This is a genomic window from Aeromonas salmonicida subsp. salmonicida, from assembly GCF_001643305.1.
Classification (GTDB): domain Bacteria; phylum Pseudomonadota; class Gammaproteobacteria; order Enterobacterales; family Aeromonadaceae; genus Aeromonas; species Aeromonas salmonicida.
This window is the reverse complement of record NZ_LSGW01000055.1, coordinates 43,769-63,112: the sequence shown is the minus strand read 5'-3', so window position 1 is coordinate 63,112 and position 19,344 is coordinate 43,769. Positions and strand designations below refer to the sequence as shown.

At 51.9% G+C, this 19,344-nt stretch carries 19 protein-coding genes and 2 pseudogenes; all 21 read right to left on the bottom strand.

Going from position 1 to position 19,344, the window contains the following annotated elements; all coding sequences use genetic code 11:
- Window positions 1-406: 406 nt before the first annotated feature.
- The 21 genes and pseudogenes from cap3 to AXW79_RS08800 all read right to left on the bottom strand — a co-directional run bounded on the left by cap3 (window position 407) and on the right by AXW79_RS08800 (window position 19,201).
- Window positions 407-871 (bottom strand): CBASS system CD-NTase/cGAS isopeptidase Cap3, encoded by a 465-nt coding sequence (cap3, locus tag AXW79_RS22180; protein WP_005317385.1) that lies wholly within the window; start codon window positions 869-871, stop codon window positions 407-409.
- Window positions 864-2,021 (bottom strand): ThiF family adenylyltransferase, encoded by a 1,158-nt coding sequence (locus AXW79_RS22175; RefSeq protein ID WP_378003630.1) that lies wholly within the window; start codon window positions 2,019-2,021, stop codon window positions 864-866. Before AXW79_RS22175 ends, cap3 begins: the two co-directional genes overlap by 8 nt.
- Before the next feature lie 156 nt (window positions 2,022-2,177).
- Window positions 2,178-2,516, bottom strand: a pseudogene (locus tag AXW79_RS23950) (E2/UBC family protein); the annotation flags it as partial.
- A gap of 104 nt (window positions 2,517-2,620) precedes the next feature.
- Window positions 2,621-3,907, bottom strand: coding sequence for a CBASS cGAMP synthase (locus AXW79_RS08875; protein WP_005317382.1), 1,287 nt, complete (start codon window positions 3,905-3,907; stop codon window positions 2,621-2,623).
- The gene (locus AXW79_RS22170; RefSeq protein WP_005317380.1) at window positions 3,907-4,971 is read right to left on the bottom strand and encodes a CBASS cGAMP-activated phospholipase; all 1,065 of its coding nucleotides are present in this window, start codon (window positions 4,969-4,971) and stop codon (window positions 3,907-3,909) included. The genes AXW79_RS08875 and AXW79_RS22170 overlap by 1 nt, the downstream gene beginning before the upstream one ends.
- A gap of 86 nt (window positions 4,972-5,057) precedes the next feature.
- Window positions 5,058-5,222, bottom strand: coding sequence for a helix-turn-helix domain-containing transcriptional regulator (locus tag AXW79_RS23295; protein WP_005317377.1), 165 nt, complete (start codon window positions 5,220-5,222; stop codon window positions 5,058-5,060).
- 158 nt (window positions 5,223-5,380) lie between these two features.
- The gene (locus tag AXW79_RS22825) at window positions 5,381-7,072 is read right to left on the bottom strand and encodes a hypothetical protein (protein ID WP_129712392.1); all 1,692 of its coding nucleotides are present in this window, start codon (window positions 7,070-7,072) and stop codon (window positions 5,381-5,383) included.
- Window positions 7,073-7,167: 95 nt separating this feature from the next.
- Window positions 7,168-8,148, bottom strand: a complete 981-nt coding sequence (lipA, locus tag AXW79_RS08865) for a lipoyl synthase (RefSeq protein ID WP_011898441.1) — start codon at window positions 8,146-8,148, stop codon at window positions 7,168-7,170.
- Between the two features lie 85 nt (window positions 8,149-8,233).
- A complete protein-coding gene (lipB, locus tag AXW79_RS08860; RefSeq protein ID WP_005317363.1) occupies window positions 8,234-8,911 on the bottom strand; it encodes a lipoyl(octanoyl) transferase LipB in 678 nt (225 codons plus the stop codon).
- 81 nt (window positions 8,912-8,992) lie between these two features.
- Window positions 8,993-9,256, bottom strand: coding sequence for a DUF493 family protein YbeD (gene ybeD / locus AXW79_RS08855; protein WP_005317360.1), 264 nt, complete (start codon window positions 9,254-9,256; stop codon window positions 8,993-8,995).
- 279 nt (window positions 9,257-9,535) lie between these two features.
- On the bottom strand, window positions 9,536-10,726 hold the full coding sequence (locus AXW79_RS08850) for a serine hydrolase (RefSeq protein WP_005317357.1): 1,191 nt from the start codon (window positions 10,724-10,726) through the stop codon (window positions 9,536-9,538).
- 195 nt (window positions 10,727-10,921) lie between these two features.
- Window positions 10,922-11,872, bottom strand: a complete 951-nt coding sequence (locus AXW79_RS08845; RefSeq protein ID WP_011898443.1) for a septal ring lytic transglycosylase RlpA family protein — start codon at window positions 11,870-11,872, stop codon at window positions 10,922-10,924.
- Window positions 11,814-12,733: pseudogene (locus tag AXW79_RS08840) on the bottom strand (lytic murein transglycosylase). Before AXW79_RS08840 ends, AXW79_RS08845 begins: the two are co-directional and overlap by 59 nt.
- Window positions 12,733-13,836, bottom strand: coding sequence for a rod shape-determining protein RodA (rodA, locus tag AXW79_RS08835; protein ID WP_005317349.1), 1,104 nt, complete (start codon window positions 13,834-13,836; stop codon window positions 12,733-12,735). The pseudogene AXW79_RS08840 and the gene rodA overlap by 1 nt, the downstream one beginning before the upstream one ends.
- Window positions 13,829-15,745, bottom strand: a complete 1,917-nt coding sequence (gene mrdA / locus AXW79_RS08830) for a penicillin-binding protein 2 (protein ID WP_005317346.1) — start codon at window positions 15,743-15,745, stop codon at window positions 13,829-13,831. Before mrdA ends, rodA begins: the two co-directional genes overlap by 8 nt.
- A gap of 47 nt (window positions 15,746-15,792) precedes the next feature.
- On the bottom strand, window positions 15,793-16,260 hold the full coding sequence (rlmH, locus tag AXW79_RS08825; protein WP_005317343.1) for a 23S rRNA (pseudouridine(1915)-N(3))-methyltransferase RlmH: 468 nt from the start codon (window positions 16,258-16,260) through the stop codon (window positions 15,793-15,795).
- Between the two features lie 19 nt (window positions 16,261-16,279).
- The gene (rsfS, locus tag AXW79_RS08820; RefSeq protein ID WP_005317340.1) at window positions 16,280-16,621 is read right to left on the bottom strand and encodes a ribosome silencing factor; all 342 of its coding nucleotides are present in this window, start codon (window positions 16,619-16,621) and stop codon (window positions 16,280-16,282) included.
- 185 nt (window positions 16,622-16,806) lie between these two features.
- The gene (nadD, locus tag AXW79_RS08815; protein WP_005317337.1) at window positions 16,807-17,451 is read right to left on the bottom strand and encodes a nicotinate-nucleotide adenylyltransferase; all 645 of its coding nucleotides are present in this window, start codon (window positions 17,449-17,451) and stop codon (window positions 16,807-16,809) included.
- A gap of 76 nt (window positions 17,452-17,527) precedes the next feature.
- On the bottom strand, window positions 17,528-18,559 hold the full coding sequence (holA, locus tag AXW79_RS08810; protein ID WP_005317335.1) for a DNA polymerase III subunit delta: 1,032 nt from the start codon (window positions 18,557-18,559) through the stop codon (window positions 17,528-17,530).
- Window positions 18,559-18,705, bottom strand: coding sequence for a hypothetical protein (locus AXW79_RS08805; RefSeq protein ID WP_005317332.1), 147 nt, complete (start codon window positions 18,703-18,705; stop codon window positions 18,559-18,561). The genes holA and AXW79_RS08805 overlap by 1 nt, the downstream gene beginning before the upstream one ends.
- Before the next feature lie 13 nt (window positions 18,706-18,718).
- Window positions 18,719-19,201: an LPS-assembly lipoprotein LptE gene (locus tag AXW79_RS08800; protein ID WP_005317329.1), complete on the bottom strand. Its 483-nt coding sequence runs from the start codon at window positions 19,199-19,201 to the stop codon at window positions 18,719-18,721.
- Window positions 19,202-19,344 lie beyond the last annotated feature (143 nt).

Sequence of the window (19,344 nt, the reverse complement as noted above, 5' to 3'; positions counted from 1 at the left end):
TAGGATCAGTTATTTAGCCTTCTTAAAACTATCGATCGTGGATTTTACCCTGCTGGATCTTTAAGTTATGTCAATTTAGCCTTGTTACACCAAATTTGTCGTTTAATCAGTTCAAAAGAATATGGTAGGGAATTTGTTAAGTATATTTCAGATAAGGAATTTCATACATTTCTGAATATGTTGTCATGGCCAGTAAACTTAGAATTAAGACCAATCAGAGAACGACATAGTTTAATTGAAATCGCTTTTTCACTCACAGCCAACAGAAGGAAATTAAAGACCATGGTTAAGTTGGAAATCATTCCATTACATATATTATATAAGGACTTTGAGACTGAACTGAAAGAATATATCATAAAGCACTTTCGTTATTGAAATATTCAAAGATATTATATGTTTAATTCTCTTACATTTCAGTTAGCTTTACGAGGCTATTTTCAACTATTTTCCCTACCCATATATCATTACGACCAACAATGATGACGATCATCGGTTTGTTATATTTTAAATTTCGCGCCCAAGAAGATTTATCAGTACTGGATGGAGCTGGATAATCTTCAGGATGAGTATGCCATTCACCTAAATATTGCTTTCGCCCATCAGATTGAGAGAACGTTGATATTACCTTAGCTTGATGATGTTGTCCTCGTCTATCTACATTGTAACGGTGTCTAATATCGCCGGCTCCGGGTTCAGAAAGATCATTTATTACTAGATGCATTCCTCTACGTTCCCCAATAAGCACCCCGGCAGCCTCGAAACTATCAGATGTAAGTTGGCGATGTGATAACAATATTTCTACTACATTGCTCATTATCACAATCATGCTGTTACTGTTATCTGAAAATATCAAGTCTAAATTTTTATTCATGACAAATAGGACAGTTATTGTAACGGACAAGTCGTTTCTGCTTTCTGGAACGAGAACCATCGAACATATGTTCATTATAAGTCCATGGTATATTTTCTTCTAAAGTATTAAGAGTTGCCTCTTGTGCTAATGCAGCCGTGATATGACTGACTGCTGCATCATATGGTGTATATGTACTACCACAACTAATATCTATTTCAGATGATTGGTCAATTTTTTCAAATCTTAAGTCAATATTATTTCGGTGTGTAGCTGGATCGGAAACCATACAGCCATAACAACAGCTTCCATCATCAACTAGGACTTTGGATGCGCGTCCATTTCCATCATTTAATGCATGAATAAGAATTGGCCTCGGTTCATTATTGATCATCCTAATTACAGCGCTTAAACGCTTAGATACTGGTGGCCGTCCAGTTGCATCAATTATGATATCGTAGTGTGCCAGTGTTTTCGGTAAAATTGGAAACTGTGACGAAAATCCTTTAATGTTTTTAACGATATGTATCGTGTCATATAATGTATCAGCTAAAGCTAATGCTTTATTCTTGCCAAAATGGTTAGCCGTTAAAGTATGGCGGCCAAAATTATGAGGGCTAAAATGATCACTATCATATAGGTGAAAATGTTTTTCACCACATCCGGCCCCACTACGTAACAGTAATTGAGCTAAGTAACCGCCAATTGTACCACAGCCAATAAGTGCTATTCTTTTGCTACTTAAATGCCCAATTCCAGGTCGTGGTAAATTGCGACTTAGTAATGTATCCCTATCTGACTTTGTTACGCTTAGACGCTTAAATACAGATATGACACTTCTACCGCTGAGTAGAGAGGTTTTATATTTTAAAGATGAACTCTTGGGATTTTTTCTAGTATGGCGCTTTATATTAATTGCATCTAAATTTAACTCTATGTAGATAGCAAGTGTATCTTGATGCTCTATGTCAAGTAATATAACATGCCTTTTTTTATTCTTGGATAATAAACAGTCGATTACTCGGTCACGAGCAATATGATCTACTTCTGAAAGCCAAGTCAATACATTAGAAAAACTCATAGGTGGCCATATTACACCTGCAAGTTTAGTTGGTTTGACAAGAATATAATGAGTGGGTATTGGTCCTTTTTTTAATCCTTCTGGTTTCAATCCACGTTGTCTTAGCCAATTTATGTGCTCATTATTGTTTTTATCAAGAGCATTCTCGACAGTTAAATATTCATCATAGGTATTATTTCCATTATTTATAACCCATGTGGATAATGCTGATTTTTTAATAGGTTTAGAAAGAATAAAAAGATCTTCTATTGGTCTCCAATAGGCAGAAAACTCACCCTCTAATTCAGTATCATTAGATGGTGAATTTATTAATGATTTAATTGTGTTATTTAAAGTGATCTGTATCTGTGCATCTACGTCACGATATAATCCATTTAGATTGTTAGGGTCCCAATCAGCTTCCATTTGTGAGACATAGCAAACTATACCCTCATGGGATATATGGGGCGTCAATCTTCCAAGACAGTAGTCAGGGCGTTGAATTGCAAAAGCCGTGGGGAGCTTGATATGTGGATCATTTGATAAAACTAAAGCAATAGAGAAAATTCCTACATCAGTGGTGTAGTCTTTAATATAAAACCCATATCGATGGTTTTTATATTATAGCAGTGTATCTTTGGGCATTCGTTGGGCTGGGGTATATATGAAACCACAGCCCAATAAGATACTATGAAGCTCAGCGTTCATACTTAACCACTTACCATAGTACTACTAATCTTAGATGCTGCACTGGCTGTGCTAGCCGTTTCTCTAAATACTGGTGCAGCTGCTTCAGAAATTATTATATTATGATCGCTTACACGTTGCCCAAATGCCTTATTAATTTTAGATAAAGCATTTTGCTTTGATTCAGCAACTTCAGCTTCAAGAAGGATATTATGTAGCTTATTCAACTTTTCCATTATATCTTTTTCCCTGCTGCCATGTTCATTAAATGGTGGGAAAAGAGGTTTTTCATCAGTACTATCGGGGCTTTCAATACCATTCTTAAACTCTTCAGGGAGGTGCTCTGCAACGATCTTCATCGTTTCTCCCATATTTTTTGAATCATGGCTTACTCGATCCATGACATTTACAGTGGCGGCCATGAGACTAATTGATGATGGCCCCCCAACTTCCCATTGAGCATCGCGCCAAGCCTTCATAAAGCGACAGACCTCTCGAAGGTGTTGACCGATACGAATACAACTGTCGTTAAACCAGTCTTCAACAATTTTAGGGTCACTGTTAAGCCATTTTTTACTACCATCACGTAGAGCTAGATTTACATGTTTGGTGTCTACTTCATAAGATGTGTCATCACTGTCCATCGCATAAGACTCAAAAATACTTTCAGAACCGACTCTAGCTCTACATTTGGCCATAGCTGTCTGCTTTTGAAGAAATTGGTCCTTCGGTATAGCATACATAGGCACATCGATATGTGTTTTGTTGCTTGGAATTTTGATTCTTCCACAAGTTTGTTTTGCTTCATAAATCCAACCATCATACTCTGCTACTAGTGATTTTAAGGATGAGTCAACTAGTAAAAGGAGCAATGAATGGCCTATTTTAGGTTCAGCTTCAAAAATTGGCATCGGCATATAGGTGCCATCGTCAATGTCCATTTCTTGACCTGGATGAAACGGTCGATTGAGAGTGTCGTATTGAAAGCTTCCTTGAGTCCAAAAACGTGGAGTTAGGTCTAAAAACTCTTGACGGGCATCCTCGTCCATATCATAAATTAGTTTTGCAATTTGATTCCTCTCAACTTTGGATAGGTAGATTAATTTTGTATTAATAAGCCTGTGCTCTATATTTTCTAATGTGGAAATTGAAGAAGCAATATTTTTTGCCTCTTCAAAAACCTCTTTTGTTCTCCAGCGAATAACTTGACGTAAATTTATTAGTTGTTTTTTTTCATTTGCTGAGAGTACCAATTTACCCATTAGACCGTTCTCATTATTGGTATAGTACTCGTGAAAATTCCAAGTCATTAGTTATTTCCTTCAATTATCACATGTTTAAAAGGAAGTGCTGGGATATCAAAAAAATATTGCAAGTTCATATTGCTGGTAAATTCAACTGTCGCAAGTTGTTTGCCTCGACTTGATAAATTCCGAAGCGAACTTTTACTGGCATTATCTAATGTGATATCGCTTGCCGCCTCGTTTGGTATGGTATCATCTAGATAAACATAATTATCTTTTGCTGAGTTAGTTAATAACTCTCGCATGAGCATGTTTTTATGCAATAATTGGTTTGATGTCATTGTTGTTAGGACTAATCGTTTTCCTGCTCCCCACAATCCAATATATCCATTCCACCATTTTGCATCCAGAGCCTTTGGACTTATTGTATATTCTTCGCCAAGAGTTCCAATATTTAAAATATGCACATTCTGATAAGACGCATTGGGAAAGTCGGTTCTCATATCACGGAAAACCTCAAGTAAACCAATATAACTTGGGTTGTTTGCGACCAAGCCACCATCCGCAAAGTATGTTTTAAGATCGTCACAGTAGTGAGGAGCAAAGTAGGTTGGGGCGGCAGAAGTTGCCATTGCCGCATCGATCAATTTTAAGATGCCATCTCTGTTAAAATTAGGATTGTGAGGAGTCTTAAAGAATTGGGGTTTACCCGTAGATAAGTTTACTGCTGGAATCATTACTCGTCTATTAAGGTCATTAAATACGGTATCTGACCCTATCATCTTTTCTACAGATCTTTTCAAGGGCTCGCTATCATAGATAGGTGCAAAAAGAGATCTTAATGTATTGAGCCATCCCCAGCGTGGCGGAAAAATATTAGGGGCTTGCTCAAAGAACACTGCTTCTAGTTCTCTTGCTGTTTTTCCTGTAGCTAGCCCAAGAGCTAATATTCCACCTATGGAGGTTCCTGTTATTAGATCAAAATAGTCACCGACCTTGACATCTTGGATTCCAGTTCTCGATGCGATTATACGTTCTATCTCTGCGAGCACACTGATAGTAAACAGCCCCCTAACCCCCCCTCCGTTAAGACTGAGAATTCTAACCCGAGTATTATCTACATTTGACATCGCTGCGCCCTTAATATTTGTGAATGAGAGGTGAAGGGAGATTTATGGGTAAAAGCACTCTTAATAAATTAAGGAGTGTCACAACATTAAGGGTGATGTGAATTATTTTTACGCGTCTTCTCAATGTCATTAAGTACGACAGATATCAATTCTAAGTCTCCAATCTCGATCGCTTCCTTCAGGTAAGCATTGATCTCCGCTTCACTGGTCAAGTATTCGGTAGGATCATATTTGCTAAATTCTTCTTCCATGTTCAGCCTCTCCATCACAATAGTAACTCTGATTAATTTAATAAAAAAAAGTAAAATATCAATATGATCTTATTAAGGCTAATAGGTTTGATATATTTATTTTATATTTATGTGCATCTAAATCATAGTTGATGACACAGTAATTAGTATTGTGAAAATTATGATATGGTAATGATTCGTCTGTTTATTGCCTCAGAAAACGACTGATGATCGCTCCATGTGTGTTTCAGGCTTATTAAATCGATGCCTAGGTCATTGAGTTTGATCTTCTTCCAAATACCTCCAGCTAGAGAACACCGAAAGAGGATTTTATGAAAATCTTCAGCATTGAGTTTGTGCTCCCCTGATGAGATCAACGAAACTGTAAAATTTTCATTTTCTCTCATTTCAAACTCGATGATATTAAAAAATTGCCCATTAAATAAAATATCTGCAATTATAACATCGCGCTTTGTTTTGGTTGATGAATCCAAATATGCCCATTGCCATCTTTTTGATGATTTGGTTAATGGCATATATTCAAATGCGGGTGCTACTTGGCGAATGCTTGCAGATATTCCATTATATTTATTCAGTTCTTCTACTGCTGAAATTAAGATATCAAAACTTGCTTTAGCACCTTTTTTGCGTGTGTAGGTAGGAGAAACATTGGCTTTTTGGGTATATTTTTCATCCAAACCAAAGCCACCAAGACCTGTACCAAGAGCGTCAATGAGAAAGCCTTGTAATGACGTACCTGCACTACGATACTCACATTCCTCTTTCGTAGGTTTATCCGGTTTTCGGCCAGTTAATGCACCAAATCGATCGCTTGGAACAGTTATTAGCATATTTGACAGGCTTGCATTTGTATCTGTTCCACTTTGTAGATGTGGGTCTTCAGATTTTTGTGTAGAAGTTCCGGTTTTACGGGAATATAGTTTCTTTTCATCTTCTGGACGATCGGTATCGTTTTTTGCTCCAGTACCATCATTATCTCTAATCACGGTTAGATGGCTATATGGGAGTGGGGCAGAGCAACGCTCTAAAGACAATACTAGGCAACGCCATGGGGAGTCTTCCGATTGTTGTATCCATTTTACTCTAGCCTCTAGGTTAGTTAAGCCAGTAAACGGAAAATCGGATTCAATATGTATAAATTTATGATTTATAGCATTTCTCAATACAGCATCATGAATTTTACAGCTAGCTAAAAAAGCTTCTTTAGAATGAAGAATTCTAGCAATTATCCATCCTTCTTCATCAGTTATATGTTGTCTCAAACCAAGGAAAAACCTATCATCTTCAGCACGATAATGAGTACGGCTAAGGTTTATAACTGAGTCTGGGTTATGTTGTAATGAGCCAAAGAATAGTGCATGAGACAAATTAGTCGAGATGGCATAATAAAATCTAACTAATTCCATTACAGGGATTAGAAGCGCAAATGGATCTCCATTGCGTTCAATTGCGACCAGTTTGCTTCCTGCGCCAGCCTTTCCAATACGGTAGGATTTGTATGGAATAATATTTTTTCCATTTTCTTTATGTGTGGCTGTGATTATCTGAGTTGTCTGCGGTGAAATTAGCAGATTATTTATAGCTTCATATTTTCCAGCTAGAATATCCTGACAGATACCATTCATCCATACAGAGCCAGTGGCAATCAATGGCAATTGTCCAATACCTATATCAACAACTATCTGCTGTTCTACATCAGTTTGGCGAACCGATGCCCGCTTGTCTCCTCGCATTTTAAAGGGGTTATCAAGGAACGGACTGAGTACGATTTGGAAAAGAGGCTCAGTAGTGATGTCAGGATTTGGGAGCACAGCTCCTTTCCAATCAACACGCCAGAATTTCCCATCCATGGGAAATTCTTTGATCTTGGGTATCCTTGTTGCTGCCATTTCTGAACCTCACAGTACAAAACATCAGTGTCAATCTCATTTACCGATGTAGAGTACTATTTAGCCTTGTAACCCACAACCTCTTCCCCCTTGGCTTGCAGATCAGCATGGTAGGAGGAGCGCACGAAGGGGCCGCAGGCGGCGTGGGAGAAGCCCAGCCCCATGGCGACATCTTTCAGCTCGTCAAACTCTGCAGGCGGCACGTAGCGCTTCACCGGCAGGTGGTGGCGGCTCGGCTGCAGGTACTGACCCAGGGTCAGCATGTTGACACCGTGCTCGCGCAGATCTTTGAGCACCTGCACTATTTCTTCGTTGGTCTCGCCAAGGCCCATCATGACACCGGATTTGGTCGGCACATGGGGGTGCATCTCCTTGATGCGGCGCAGCAGTTCAAGGGACCACTTGTAGTCGGCACCGGGGCGGGCGACACGGTACATGCGCGGCGCGGTTTCCAGGTTGTGGTTGAACACGTCCGGCGGTGTCTCGCGGAACACCTCCAGCGCCTGCTCCATGCGGCCACGGAAGTCCGGTGTCAGGATCTCGATGCGGGTCTGGGGGCTGTGCTCGCGGATCTGCTTGATGCAGTCGGCGAAGTGCTGGGCACCGCCGTCGCGCAGATCGTCGCGGTCCACCGAGGTGATGACCACGTATTTCAACCCCATCTCCTTGATGGTGAGTGCCAGCTTCTGCGGCTCGTCAGGATCCAGCGCCAGCGGGCGGCCGTGGGCCACGTCGCAGAAGGGGCAACGACGGGTGCAGATGGCCCCCATGATCATGAAGGTGGCGGTGCCGTGGTTGAAGCACTCGGCCAGGTTGGGGCAGGAGGCCTCTTCACACACTGAGTGCAGCTTGTTCTTGCGCAGCGTGCTCTTGATGTGCTCGATCTTCTGGCTCGACGGCGGCAGCTTGATCCGCATCCAGTCCGGCTTGCGCAGCACTTCCTCGTTGGGATCCGGCATGAATTTCACCGGGATCAGGGCCATCTTGTCGCCATCGCGCAGCTTGACGCCCGGCTCCATACGAACGGGTTTGCTCATGATTCACTCTCGGTGTTTGTTATTGTCTGGTTGATAGCCGTTTGGGCCATTTTCATGCCCTCATGGACGCCCGGCATGGGCTTGCTCATGGGGTATCGTCGGCATTCGTGATCGTTTGATAGCCAATCAGGCTGGCCAGTTCGGCCACCAGAATGGCTTGCGCCTCGGCCACGCTTTGCGGGCCACCCAGGGCGCTGGTCTGGGTCATGGCCATGCCCGCATAGCCGCACGGGTTGATGCGCAGGAAGGGGGTCATGTCCATGTTGATGTTGAGTGCCAGGCCGTGAAACGAGCAACCCTTGCGGATCCGCAGGCCCAGGGAGGCGAGTTTGGCCTCCATGCCCAGCTCGTTGGTCACATAGACGCCGGGGGCATCGGCCTTGGCATAGGCCTGGATATCGCTTTTTGCCAGGGTATTGATGATGGCGGTTTCCAGGCAGGTCACCAGCTCGCGTACCGACAGCTTGCTGCGGCGCACATCCACCAGTACATAGAGCACCAGCTGGCCGGGGCCGTGGTAGGTCACCTGACCGCCACGATCGCTCTGCACCACGGGGATGTCACCGGGAGCGAGCAGATGCTCGGCCTTGCCAGCCTGGCCCTGGGTGTAGACGGGATCGTGCTCCACCACCCAGAACTCATCCGGGGTATCGCTGGTGCGGTTATCGGTGAAGGCCTTCATGGCATCCCATACCGGCTGGTAGGGGCGGCGACCCAACTGTCTGACTAACAGCTGTGGTTGGGCGGGGATCTGGAGTGACATGGTTCCTCACTGACAGGCGCTTGAGTCGGCAAAACAGGATTGCACAAAATCAATCGCCCCTGGCGGGGCGAGAGAGGTGGCTTACAGAACGTAGCGAACCAGCTCGATCTTGCCGAGAGCTGTGTACATGGCTTCGATATGTTCCTTGCTCTGGGCCGTCACAGTGACCCGCACCGAGTGGTAGTTACCCTTGGTGCTGGGTTGAACGGTCGGGCTGTAAGTGCCTGGGGCGTGCTGCTGCAGCACTTCTACCACCAGATCAGGCAGTGCCGGATCGGCTACGCCGAGCACCTTGAACGGGAACTTGCAGGGGAACTCCAGCAGTTCATCAAACTTGGTATTCATCTACTCACCTTTTGGCGTCATCACGGGATGACCTTATCTTTCATCTTGTGTGGCCAAGTGGCCTATGGCCCATCAGGGCCGCCAGTACAAGTCTATATGGGCATTGCCCCGGCCGGGATCAAGGCCCAGACTGATCGACAAGACATGGAGGTGCTGCTTTTTACCACAAATCAGCTGGCGGCGGAACCTGCAGATTGCAGGGTTATTCGCTCACAGAGACTCTAACTGGAGAGCGGCGCCTATTGGCGCCGCTCTTTTATCACTATTTTATCCTGTGGCTTACTTGAACCAGCTGGTGACCAGCAGTACCAGGTAATCCCACAGACGGCTCATCAGACCGCCTTCCTGCACTTCTTCCAGCGCAACCAGGGGAACCTGCTTGATCTCCTTGTCGCCCTGCTTCAGGAATACTGTGCCCACTCGCTGACCCTTGGCCAGCGGTGCTTTCAGTTCGCTTTCAAGCTGGAAATCCGCCTTCAGGTTGTTGCCCTGACCACGGGTGACCAGCACTGATACGTCCTTGTCGACACCCAGTTTCACTTCCGGCTTGTCACCCATCCAGATCTTCTGGGTGACCAGCTCGGTGCCGGCCTTGTACGGGGTCAGGCTCTGGAAGAAACGGAAGCCGTAGGTGAGCAGTTTCTTGCTCTCGGCGGCGCGGGAACCTTCGCTGCTGGCGCCCAGCACAACGGCGATCAGGCGCATGCCTTCATTGTTGGTGGCGGAGGAGACCAGATTGTAACCAACCTGGCTGACGTGGCCTGTTTTGATGCCATCCACTTGCAGGGACTGATCCCACAGCAGGCGGTTGCGGTTGTGCTGGGTGATGCCGTTGAACACGAAGGATTTCTGGGCGTAGATCTTGTACTCCTCCGGCTGATCGTGGATCAGGGCCTGACCCAGACGAGCCATGTCGCGAGCAGTACTGTAGTGACCTTCTTCATCCAGTCCGTGGGGGTTTTTGAATTGGGTATCTTTCATCCCCAGCTTGGCGGACCAGGCATTCATCAGACTGGCGAAGGAGTCAGTGCTGCCCGCCAGGAACTCGGCCATGGCGACGCAGGCGTCGTTGCCGGACTGGATGATGATGCCCTTGTTCAGGTCATCGACGGAGACCTGCTTGCCCACCTCGATAAACATCTTGGAGGAGTCGGTGTAGTTTTTGGACCAAGCGTTCTTGCTGATGGTCACCATGTCGGTGTTCTTGATGTTTCCTTCCAGCAGCTCGTGACCAATGATGTAGGAGGTCATCATCTTGGTCAGGCTGGCGGGCGGCAGGCGTTCATCGGCGTTGGCTTCTGCCAGTACCTGGCCCGAGTAGTAGTCGATCAGAATATGGGCCTTGGCGGAGATCTCCGGCGCGGCGGGAACGACCATGGGGGCGGCGTTCGGTGTGGGTACAGGTGTGTTGGCCTGGGCGGTGGCGCTTATCAGGGAGGCCAGAATAACTGAACGGGCAAATTTGGACATCTTGAAATTCCTGGAGCCTGGATGGGGGGTAACCCAAGTTAAAATGCGGGCTTAACTATACCAGAAGCGCCCGTTGGTCATAGTCCGACGTGCCATCTGGCCTGGTTTTTTATCCATCAGTAGTGGGTATCACGCCGGGAAACGACGTGATACCCATCAAGATGGCGGTGGCCACCTTCATATGAGCCACACGGCTCAGGGGACGATAAAGGCTTGCTCCAGCCCCCCCTGACGGATCTGTGCCAGCAGGGTGGCCTGCTGATTGGCGGCGACCGGGCCCAGCAGGACGCGGAAGAGGGCATTGTGTGTCACCACTTGATACGGCACGCCGTAGCGCTGGGTCATCACCTTGCCCATGGCCTCGGCTCTCTCTTTGGATCCACTGGCCAGCACCTGGATCATCTTGCCGTCGCCATTGCTGGCGGGGGCGGCTGCCTTGGCCGGTGCCGGTTTGGCTGCCGGGGCTTTGACGGGCGCGGCAGCAGCAGGGGTTGCCATCGCCAGCGCGGTCGGTTCACCCAGGAAGCCATCTTGCGATATCGTCTTGGGCGCTGCTGCGGCCGTCGGGGTCATTGCGATGGGCTTCATCGGCTCAATGATCATCATCTGATCCGGTGTGTCGTTGATAAGCTCCAACCGGACTCTCGCTTCACCGCTATCGATCATATCCAGCTGTTTGGCGGCAGCGTAGGAGAGATCGATGAGACGATCACTGCCAAAGGGACCCCTATCGTTGACTCGCACTATGGTTTCCAGCCCGTTGCTCAGGTTGGTGACCCGCACATAGCTGGGCAGCGGCAGATTGCGGTGGGCGGCGCTGAACAGTTTGCTGTCCAGCACGTCGCCGTTGGCGGTCTTCTGACCGTCCAGATCCGGGGCCAGCCAGCTGGCGGTACCCTCTTCGGTATAGTGCTTGATGTCGCGCCACACCTCGTTCTTCTGCTTGCCAATCCAGTAGTCACGGTTGCCGCTGGCACTCAGGGGCTCGGGGCGCGGAATGGCCCCCGTGGCTTGTGGTATCTCTATGACCTGGGGTTTTTCCTGGGGCATGGGAGCCTGCGGCAGGGGGAGTTGTTCCGGCTGGCTGCTACAGGCGGCCAACAACAAGGTCAGGCTGAGCGGGAGAAATTTGTGGCTCTGATGCATACGCTTCCTGGATTGCTTGACTGAGTTGATGCACCGCCATCGCATAGAGAGGGCTGCGGTTATAGCGGGTGATCACGTAAAAATTGTGGCGCGCGACCCAGTATTCCGGTCCATCGGCCTGTTCCAATGCCAGCAACTTCACCGGCGTCTGTGGCGCCAGCTGCGTGGCGACTTCAATGCCGGCGGCGGCCAGCTCTGCCCACTGCTGCTTGAGTTCAGGCTCGGGTCTGAGCAGGGTACTGACGGGGGCCAGACCGATCAAGGCGGGCTCGACGGCAGACTCGCCCCAGCGCCGTCAAAGTCGACCGCGTAGTGGCGATAACTGGAGGGCATGAACTGCCCCATTCCCATGGCACCGGCATAGGATCCCTTGAGAGTGGTGAGGGGCCACTGTTCCTCCTCTGCCAGCAGCACCAGCTGGGCAAACTCCTTGGCAAAGAAGTCGCTGCGTTCCGGATAGTGGAAGCCCAGGGTGTAGAGACTGTCGAGCACTGAGTGGCGGCCCATCTGGCGGCCATAGAAGGTTTCGATGCCTATGATGGCGACGATGAGGGCGGCGGGCACACGATAGGTCTGCTCGGCCCGCGCCAGGACATCGGCATGGCGTTGCCAGAAGCTGACCCCGTCCTGAATGCGGCTTGGCGTCACAAACAGCGGTCGATAGCGATGCCAGGGTTTGGCTTCCCAAGGGCGGCTGATAGTGTCCAGGATCTCCTGGCGCAACCGCGCCTTGGCGGCAGCATCCTGCAATGCTGCCAGCGGCACCTGCTGCTGCTCCGCCAGCAGGCTCAGTCGCTCGGGCGAAACGGTCGCGTTCGCTGCCAGCGAGCACAGTGCGAGTGCCAGCCACCATGATTTCATCAGGCCAGCAGCCTTCTGTGAGTCTGGATGGACATCAGAATGCCGAAGCCGGCCATCAGGGTCACCATTGAGGTGCCGCCATAGCTCACCAGCGGCAGTGGCACCCCCACCACAGGTAGTATGCCGCTCACCATGCCCATGTTGACGAACACATAGACGAAGAAGGTGAGGGTCAGGGCGCCACCGAGCAGACGCTCGAAGCTGTTCTGGGCCTGCATGGAGATAAACAGGCAGCGGCTGATGATGTAGAGATAGATGACCAGCAGCAGAGCCACGCCCACCAGTCCGAACTCTTCGCTGAAGACCGCAAAGATAAAGTCGGTGTGGCGTTCGGGCAGAAACTCCAGCTGGGACTGGGTGCCTTGCAGCCAGCCTTTGCCAAACACGCCACCCGAACCGATCGCTATCTTGGACTGTATGATGTGATAGCCCCGACCCAGGGGGTCTTTCTCGGGGTCTAGCAGCATCAGTACCCGCTGGCGCTGGTAGTCGTGCATCAGGAAGAACCAGAGTACCGGCATGAAGGCGCAGATCAGCATCACCGCCAGAGCAATCAGCCACCAGCTGATCCCCGCCAAGAAGATGACGAAGAAGCCGGAAGCGGCCACCAGTATGGAGGTGCCGAGATCGGGCTGAGCCGCGATCAGCAGGGTCGGCAGCAACACCATCAGCAGCGCAATGATCACATGGCTGAATTTGGGAGGCAGGGAGTGGCGACTGAGCCAGGCTGCCACCATGACGGGCATGGAGAGCTTCATCACCTCAGAGGGCTGGAACTTCATGAAGCCAAGATCAAGCCAGCGCTGTGCCCCCTTGCCGATGTGGCCAAATACGTCCACCGCGATCAGCAGCAAGACCACGACCACAAACAGGGGGATCGACCAGCGCGCATAGAGTGAGGGAGGCAACTGGGCCAGGCCTATCATCAGGCCGAAGGCCAAGCCGCCGCGTACCAGCTGGCGCACTATGGAATCCACATCCTGACCGGAGGCGGAGTAGAGCACCACCATGGAGAGGGACATCAGGGCCAGCAGGCCGAGAAAAAGGGGCAGGTCGATGTGCAGTTTGTACCAGAGACTCTGCTGCCGTGAGGAATTACTCATGGGGAACGACCTCGCTCTGTGGGGACGACGGCTTGGGAGCCGGTGGCAGCTGGGGCTCAGGCGGTACCAAATAGGCATCCAGCATCTGGCGCGCAACGGGCGCTGCCATGCTACTGCCACCACCGGCGTTTTCCAGCACCAGGGCCACCACGGCCTTGGGCGCATCAAAGGGGGCAAAGGCGACGAACAGCGCGTTGTCGCGGTGCTCCACCTTCATGGCTTTGGCGTTGTAGACCTGGTTCTCTTTCATGCCTACCACCTGAGCGGTACCTGACTTGCCCGCGGCTTTATAGGGGGTGTTGGCAAAGGCGCGGCGCCCGGTTCCTTCATGGCCGTTGATGACGCGCCACATGCCATCCCTGGCCACTTGCCAGTAGCTGTCACTCCTGGCCTGAAGGGCGATATTGGGGTTGACGGGGGCATTGACCACGCCCTCTTGCGAGGCCGTGCTCTTGAGCAGGTGTGGCGTCACATCGTGACCGTTCTGGGTCAGTATGCTGGTGGCCTTGGCCAGCTGGATCGGCGTGGCGCTCCAGTAGCCCTGACCTATGCCGATGGAGATGGTGTCCCCCTGATACCAGGGCTGGCGCCAGCGTGCCATCTTCCAGTCGCGGGACGGCATGACACCTCGGGTCTCTTCATACAGATCCACGCCACTGTACTGGCCGAAGCCGAACTTGGTCATATAGCTGTGGATTTTGTCGATACCGACCCGATAGGCGAGATCGTAGAAATAGGTATCCGCAGATACCTCGATGGCGCGGTAGACATCGAGCCAGCCGTGACCCCATTTGCGCCAGTCACGAAACTTCTTGGTGGTGCCCGGAATGGAGAAGCTGGGGCCGCCGAAGTAGCGATAGTTGGCGGTGATGGCCCCTTCGTTCAGCCCCATTACCGCCATCATGGGTTTGACGGTGGAGGCGGGTGCATAGATTCCCTGGGTGGTACGGTTCACCAGCGGGCGTGCCGGATCGTTGAGCAGCGCCGAATAATTGGTGTTGGAGATGCCGGTCACGAACAGGTTGGGGTCATAGCTGGGGCTCGACTCCATGGCCAGGATGGCGCCCGTATTGGGATCCATCATGACGATGGCGCCCCGGCGACCGGCCAGCAGTTCCTGAGCCTTCAGTTGCAGGCGGATGTCGATGTTGAGGTAGATGTCCTTGCCAGGCTCGGGCGGCTGGAATTTGAGGGTACGCACCACCCGGCCGCGGTTGTTCACCTCGACCTCCTGATAACCGGCTACCCCGTGCAGCTGATCCTCGTAGAATTTCTCCACCCCCTGCTTGCCGATGTCTTTGGTGGCGGCATAGTTGGCTAATTTTTCCTCTTTCTTGAGGCGAGCCTCATCCTGGGTGTTGATCTTGGCCACATAGCCCAGCGCATGGGTGAGGGTGTCACCAAACGGATAGTAACGCTTGAGGTAAGCCTCGATGCTGGCGCCCGGGAAGTTGTGCTGGTTGACCGAGAAGAGGGCGACCTGATACTCGGTCAGCTTCTCGAACAGGGGGACCGGCTTGAAGCGGCGCTGACGCTTGACCTCGGCCAGGAACTTCTCCTTGGTCCCCTCTGGCAGAGCCAGCAGGGTGATCAGCTCGTCGGCGGTCTTGTCCAGATCCCGGGTCTCTTCCGGCACGATTTCCAGGCTGTAAACCGGGCGGTTTTCCGCCAGCAGCACGCCATTGGCGTCATAGATGAGGCCACGCGGCGGCGCCACAGGCACAACCCGGATCCGGTTGTCGTTGGATCGGGTCTGATAGGTTTCGAAGGACTCGACCTGCAGATAATAGAGATTGCCCAGCAACACCAGCATCAGCACCACCATGCCGATGTAGGCGACCAGGGTGCGTCGGAAGAAGAGGCGGCCTTCGGCGCTGTGGTCGCGCATTTCGATGCGATTCTTCAGCATGCCGCTACCTTATGGCTGACGAAGGGAGAAGACAAAAACCCCATGGGTTATTCCCTGTGATACGGATGATTGGTGGTAATACTGCAGGCGCGATAGAGGCTCTCGGCCACCAGCACCCGTACCAGCGGATGGGGCAGGGTCAGCGGCGACAGCGACCAGCTCTGTTCGGCGGCGGCCTTGCACTCCGGCGACAAGCCCTCCGGGCCTCCCACCAGCAGGGCCACATCGCGGCCATCCAGTTTCCAGGCTTCCAGTTGCACGGCGAGTTGTTCCGTGGTCCAGGGTTTGCCAGGGATATCCAGAGTCACAAGACGCGAGCGGCCGGCAGCGGCCAGCATGGCTTCCCCTTCTTTTTGCAGGATGCGGGGAATGTCGGCATTTTTACCGCGTTTTCCGGCGCCAATTTCGACGAGTTCGAATGGCATGTCTTTGGGAAAACGGCGACGGTACTCTTCGAAGCCACGCTCTACCCAGGCAGGCATCTTGGTGCCCACTGCAATCAACTGGATCTTCATCGTTTGTTACACTTGTGCCCTATTGCGCATTCACTTGAGCGGCACCGCTCCAGAGTTTTTCCAGTTGGTAGAAATCGCGATACTCATCCTGCATCACGTGCACTATCACGGACCCCAGGTCCACCAGTACCCATTCACCCGTGAGCTGGCCTTCCACGCTCAGCAGGTCGAGCCCCGCATGACGAGCTTCGCTGGCCAGATTGTGAGCGATGGCGCTGACGTGGCGGCTGGAGTTGCCGGAACAGACGATCATGGTGTCCGTGATGCTGGATTGACCGCGCACATCGAGGGTGATGATGTCGCGGCCTTTCATGTCATCGATCTTGTCGACGATAAAGGCTTGCAGTTCTTGGCCTTGCAATGATTCTCTCCTGTATTCCGGGGCCCTGCTACTTACGTCAGGGCGGCGGATTATATCATGGTCACTCCCGTTTCCCAGTCTGGAGAAGGGGAGTGGAGCGGGGGCCATGCCGGGTCGGCAAACCAGGCCCCTGTTGATCAATATAGTGCGCAACCGGCCCGGACAATAGTCGGCACCAGTTGCATTCAGTCCGCCTGGTAGAGGCCCTGTTGCCGGATGTAATCGGCCACAGAGGCTGGCAGCAGATAACGGGGATCCTGTCCCGCCGCCAGCAGCTCTCTGAGCCGGGTTGCCGACAGCGCTATGGGCAGATTGTCTGCCAGCCAGATATGGCCGGCAAGGCGCCGGTGCAGCGCGGTGGCATCCGTGGTGTGATGGCGTGCCAGCAGCTCGGCCACCTTGGTCGGGTAGTCAGGTTGCCAGCCGGGGCGCACGCTCACCACGAGGTGGGCGTAATCGAGCAGTGCCTGCCAGCGATGCCAGCTTGGCAGCGTGAGCAATGAATCCATCCCCATCAGAAAGCAGAGCGGGGTATCGGGCAGTTCTTCCCGCAGCGCCATCAGGGTATCTATGGTGTAAGACGGCTTGTCCCGCTTGAGCTCCCGCTCATCCACTACAAACCCCGGATTTTCCGCCGCCGCCAGTCTGACCATGGCGAGGCGCTGCTCGCTCGAACAGAAGGGATTGGCCTTGTGGGGCGGTATATGGTTCGGTATCAGGCGGATTTCGGCCAGCCCCAGTGCGTCGCGCGCGTCGATGGCCGGCCGCAAATGGCCGATATGGATGGGGTCGAAGGTGCCGCCCAGCAGGCCGATGGGTGCTTTCAGCATGACCTTGCCCCCGCGTCGTCAAATGGTTTGGTGGCAACAGGGCCACTTCGTTTCTTCAGGTCTGGCGGCGAGCTCATCATGATGCTGGCTCGAGCAAAGGCAGGGGAGTGCCATCGCGAAAACCGAGGGCGAGGGTCTGCAACATCAGCCAGGCCCGTTCGGTGTCGAAGCGACGCAAGGCGTCGTCAAGCTGGGCCATCAGTTGCCACAACTGCTGCAACTTGGTGAAGGGCAACCGGGTCAGCGCCTGCTGGATCAATTGCTGGCGGCTCTGCCAGATGCGCAGGCGTGAGAAGTGCTCCACCAGCGGCTGGCCGGCTCTGGCAGCCAGGGCCAGCTCGGTGAGCTGTTCCAGCTCCCGGCACAGGGCCCAGGAGAGCATACCGGGCTCTGTGCCCTCGGCGCGCAGGGCCAGCAAAATGCGCTGTGCCCGGTTTACCTTGCCTTCCAGCAGGGTATCGATGAGCTGGAATGGCGTGAAGTGGGCGTGACGTATGATGGTCTCTTGCAGATAGGCGACGCTGATGGGCTGGGGCGGCGCCAGCAGGGTCAGTTTTTCTATCTCCTGGCTCGCGGCCAGCAGGTTGCCCTCGTAAGAGTGACACATGAAGTTGATGGCATCGGGCAGCGCCTTGAGGCCGAAACGCTGGAAACGGGCCCCCATCCAGCGTGGAAAGAAGCGGGGCTCGGGGTGATTGACCGGCACATAGGTACCGCCCTGGCTGAGCTTGTCGAACCAGGCTGCCTTCATCTGGGTCTGGTTGAGGCGACCACCGCTGAGCACCAGCAGCAGATCCGGATGCAGTTGCTTGCCAATCTCGCTGATGCGGGCGGCGAGATCCTTGTCGACCTTGGCCGGCAGCTCCAGCTCTATGATCTGGCGGGCCGAGAAGAGGCTCATGGCCTGGCAGGCATCGTAGACCTGATTCCAGTCCAGCCCCGCCTCGACCACGAAGGTATGACGCTCGTCGAAACCCTGCTTGCGGGCGACCTGACGGATGGCGTCGATAGCCTCTAGCTTCAGCAGAGGCTCGTCACCAAAGATGAGGTAACAGGGCTTGAGCCCTGTTTTGAGATGATCCGCAAACTGCTCGGGATAGATCCGCATCAGAACTTGGCCTGGTTGAGTCGGTGGGTCGCAGGGGCGATGGCCTGCTCTTGAAAATTGAGCTGAGGCTCGTCGCCAAAAACGAGATAGCAGGGCTTGAGCCCTGCTTTGAGATGGTCCGCGAACTGCTCGGGGTCGACTCTCATCAAGATGCTCGCATCAGAACTTGACCTGGCTCAGCTGGCGGATGACCAGACTGGCGGCTTGCTCCTGCATCTCCTTGCCCAGCTGCTCCTGCTCACGGGAGGAGGCCAGTGCCGCGTCCGGTTTGTTCAGGAAGCTACGGTTGAAGGTGATGGGAAACACCTGAGTCGGTTTGCCCGGCATGGAGACGGTGAACTGGGTGCTGTAGCCCAGCAAATACTCGCGAGCCTGGCCGATGGAATCGACCGAAGCAATCTGGCTGGTGTTGCGCACGCCAGCCAGAGTGAGCACTGGGATGCCCTCCTTGTCTGCGAGTTGTACGCCAGCGGCCTTGAGACGAGTGGTCACCAGACGGTAGAAGTCGCTCTTGTTGTCACCGACCACCTTCATGGTCATCAACTCGGGCGGGATGGCGGTGCCCCGCATCTGAAAACCGCAGGCCTGCAACAGCAAGCCCATCAGTGCGATGGCCATCCAACGAGTGAGGGTGGTGCCCATATGAAATCCTCTTTGCGTGAAGTGAAGAGCGGCGGGCGTCTGCCCGCCGTCATCATAATTGGCAACGGTCAGCTGACCCCTTCCCGACCTGCTTGTTTGCAAGGGGGAAGGAGCAAGGAGCTCCCTCCCATAACAAAAGGAGT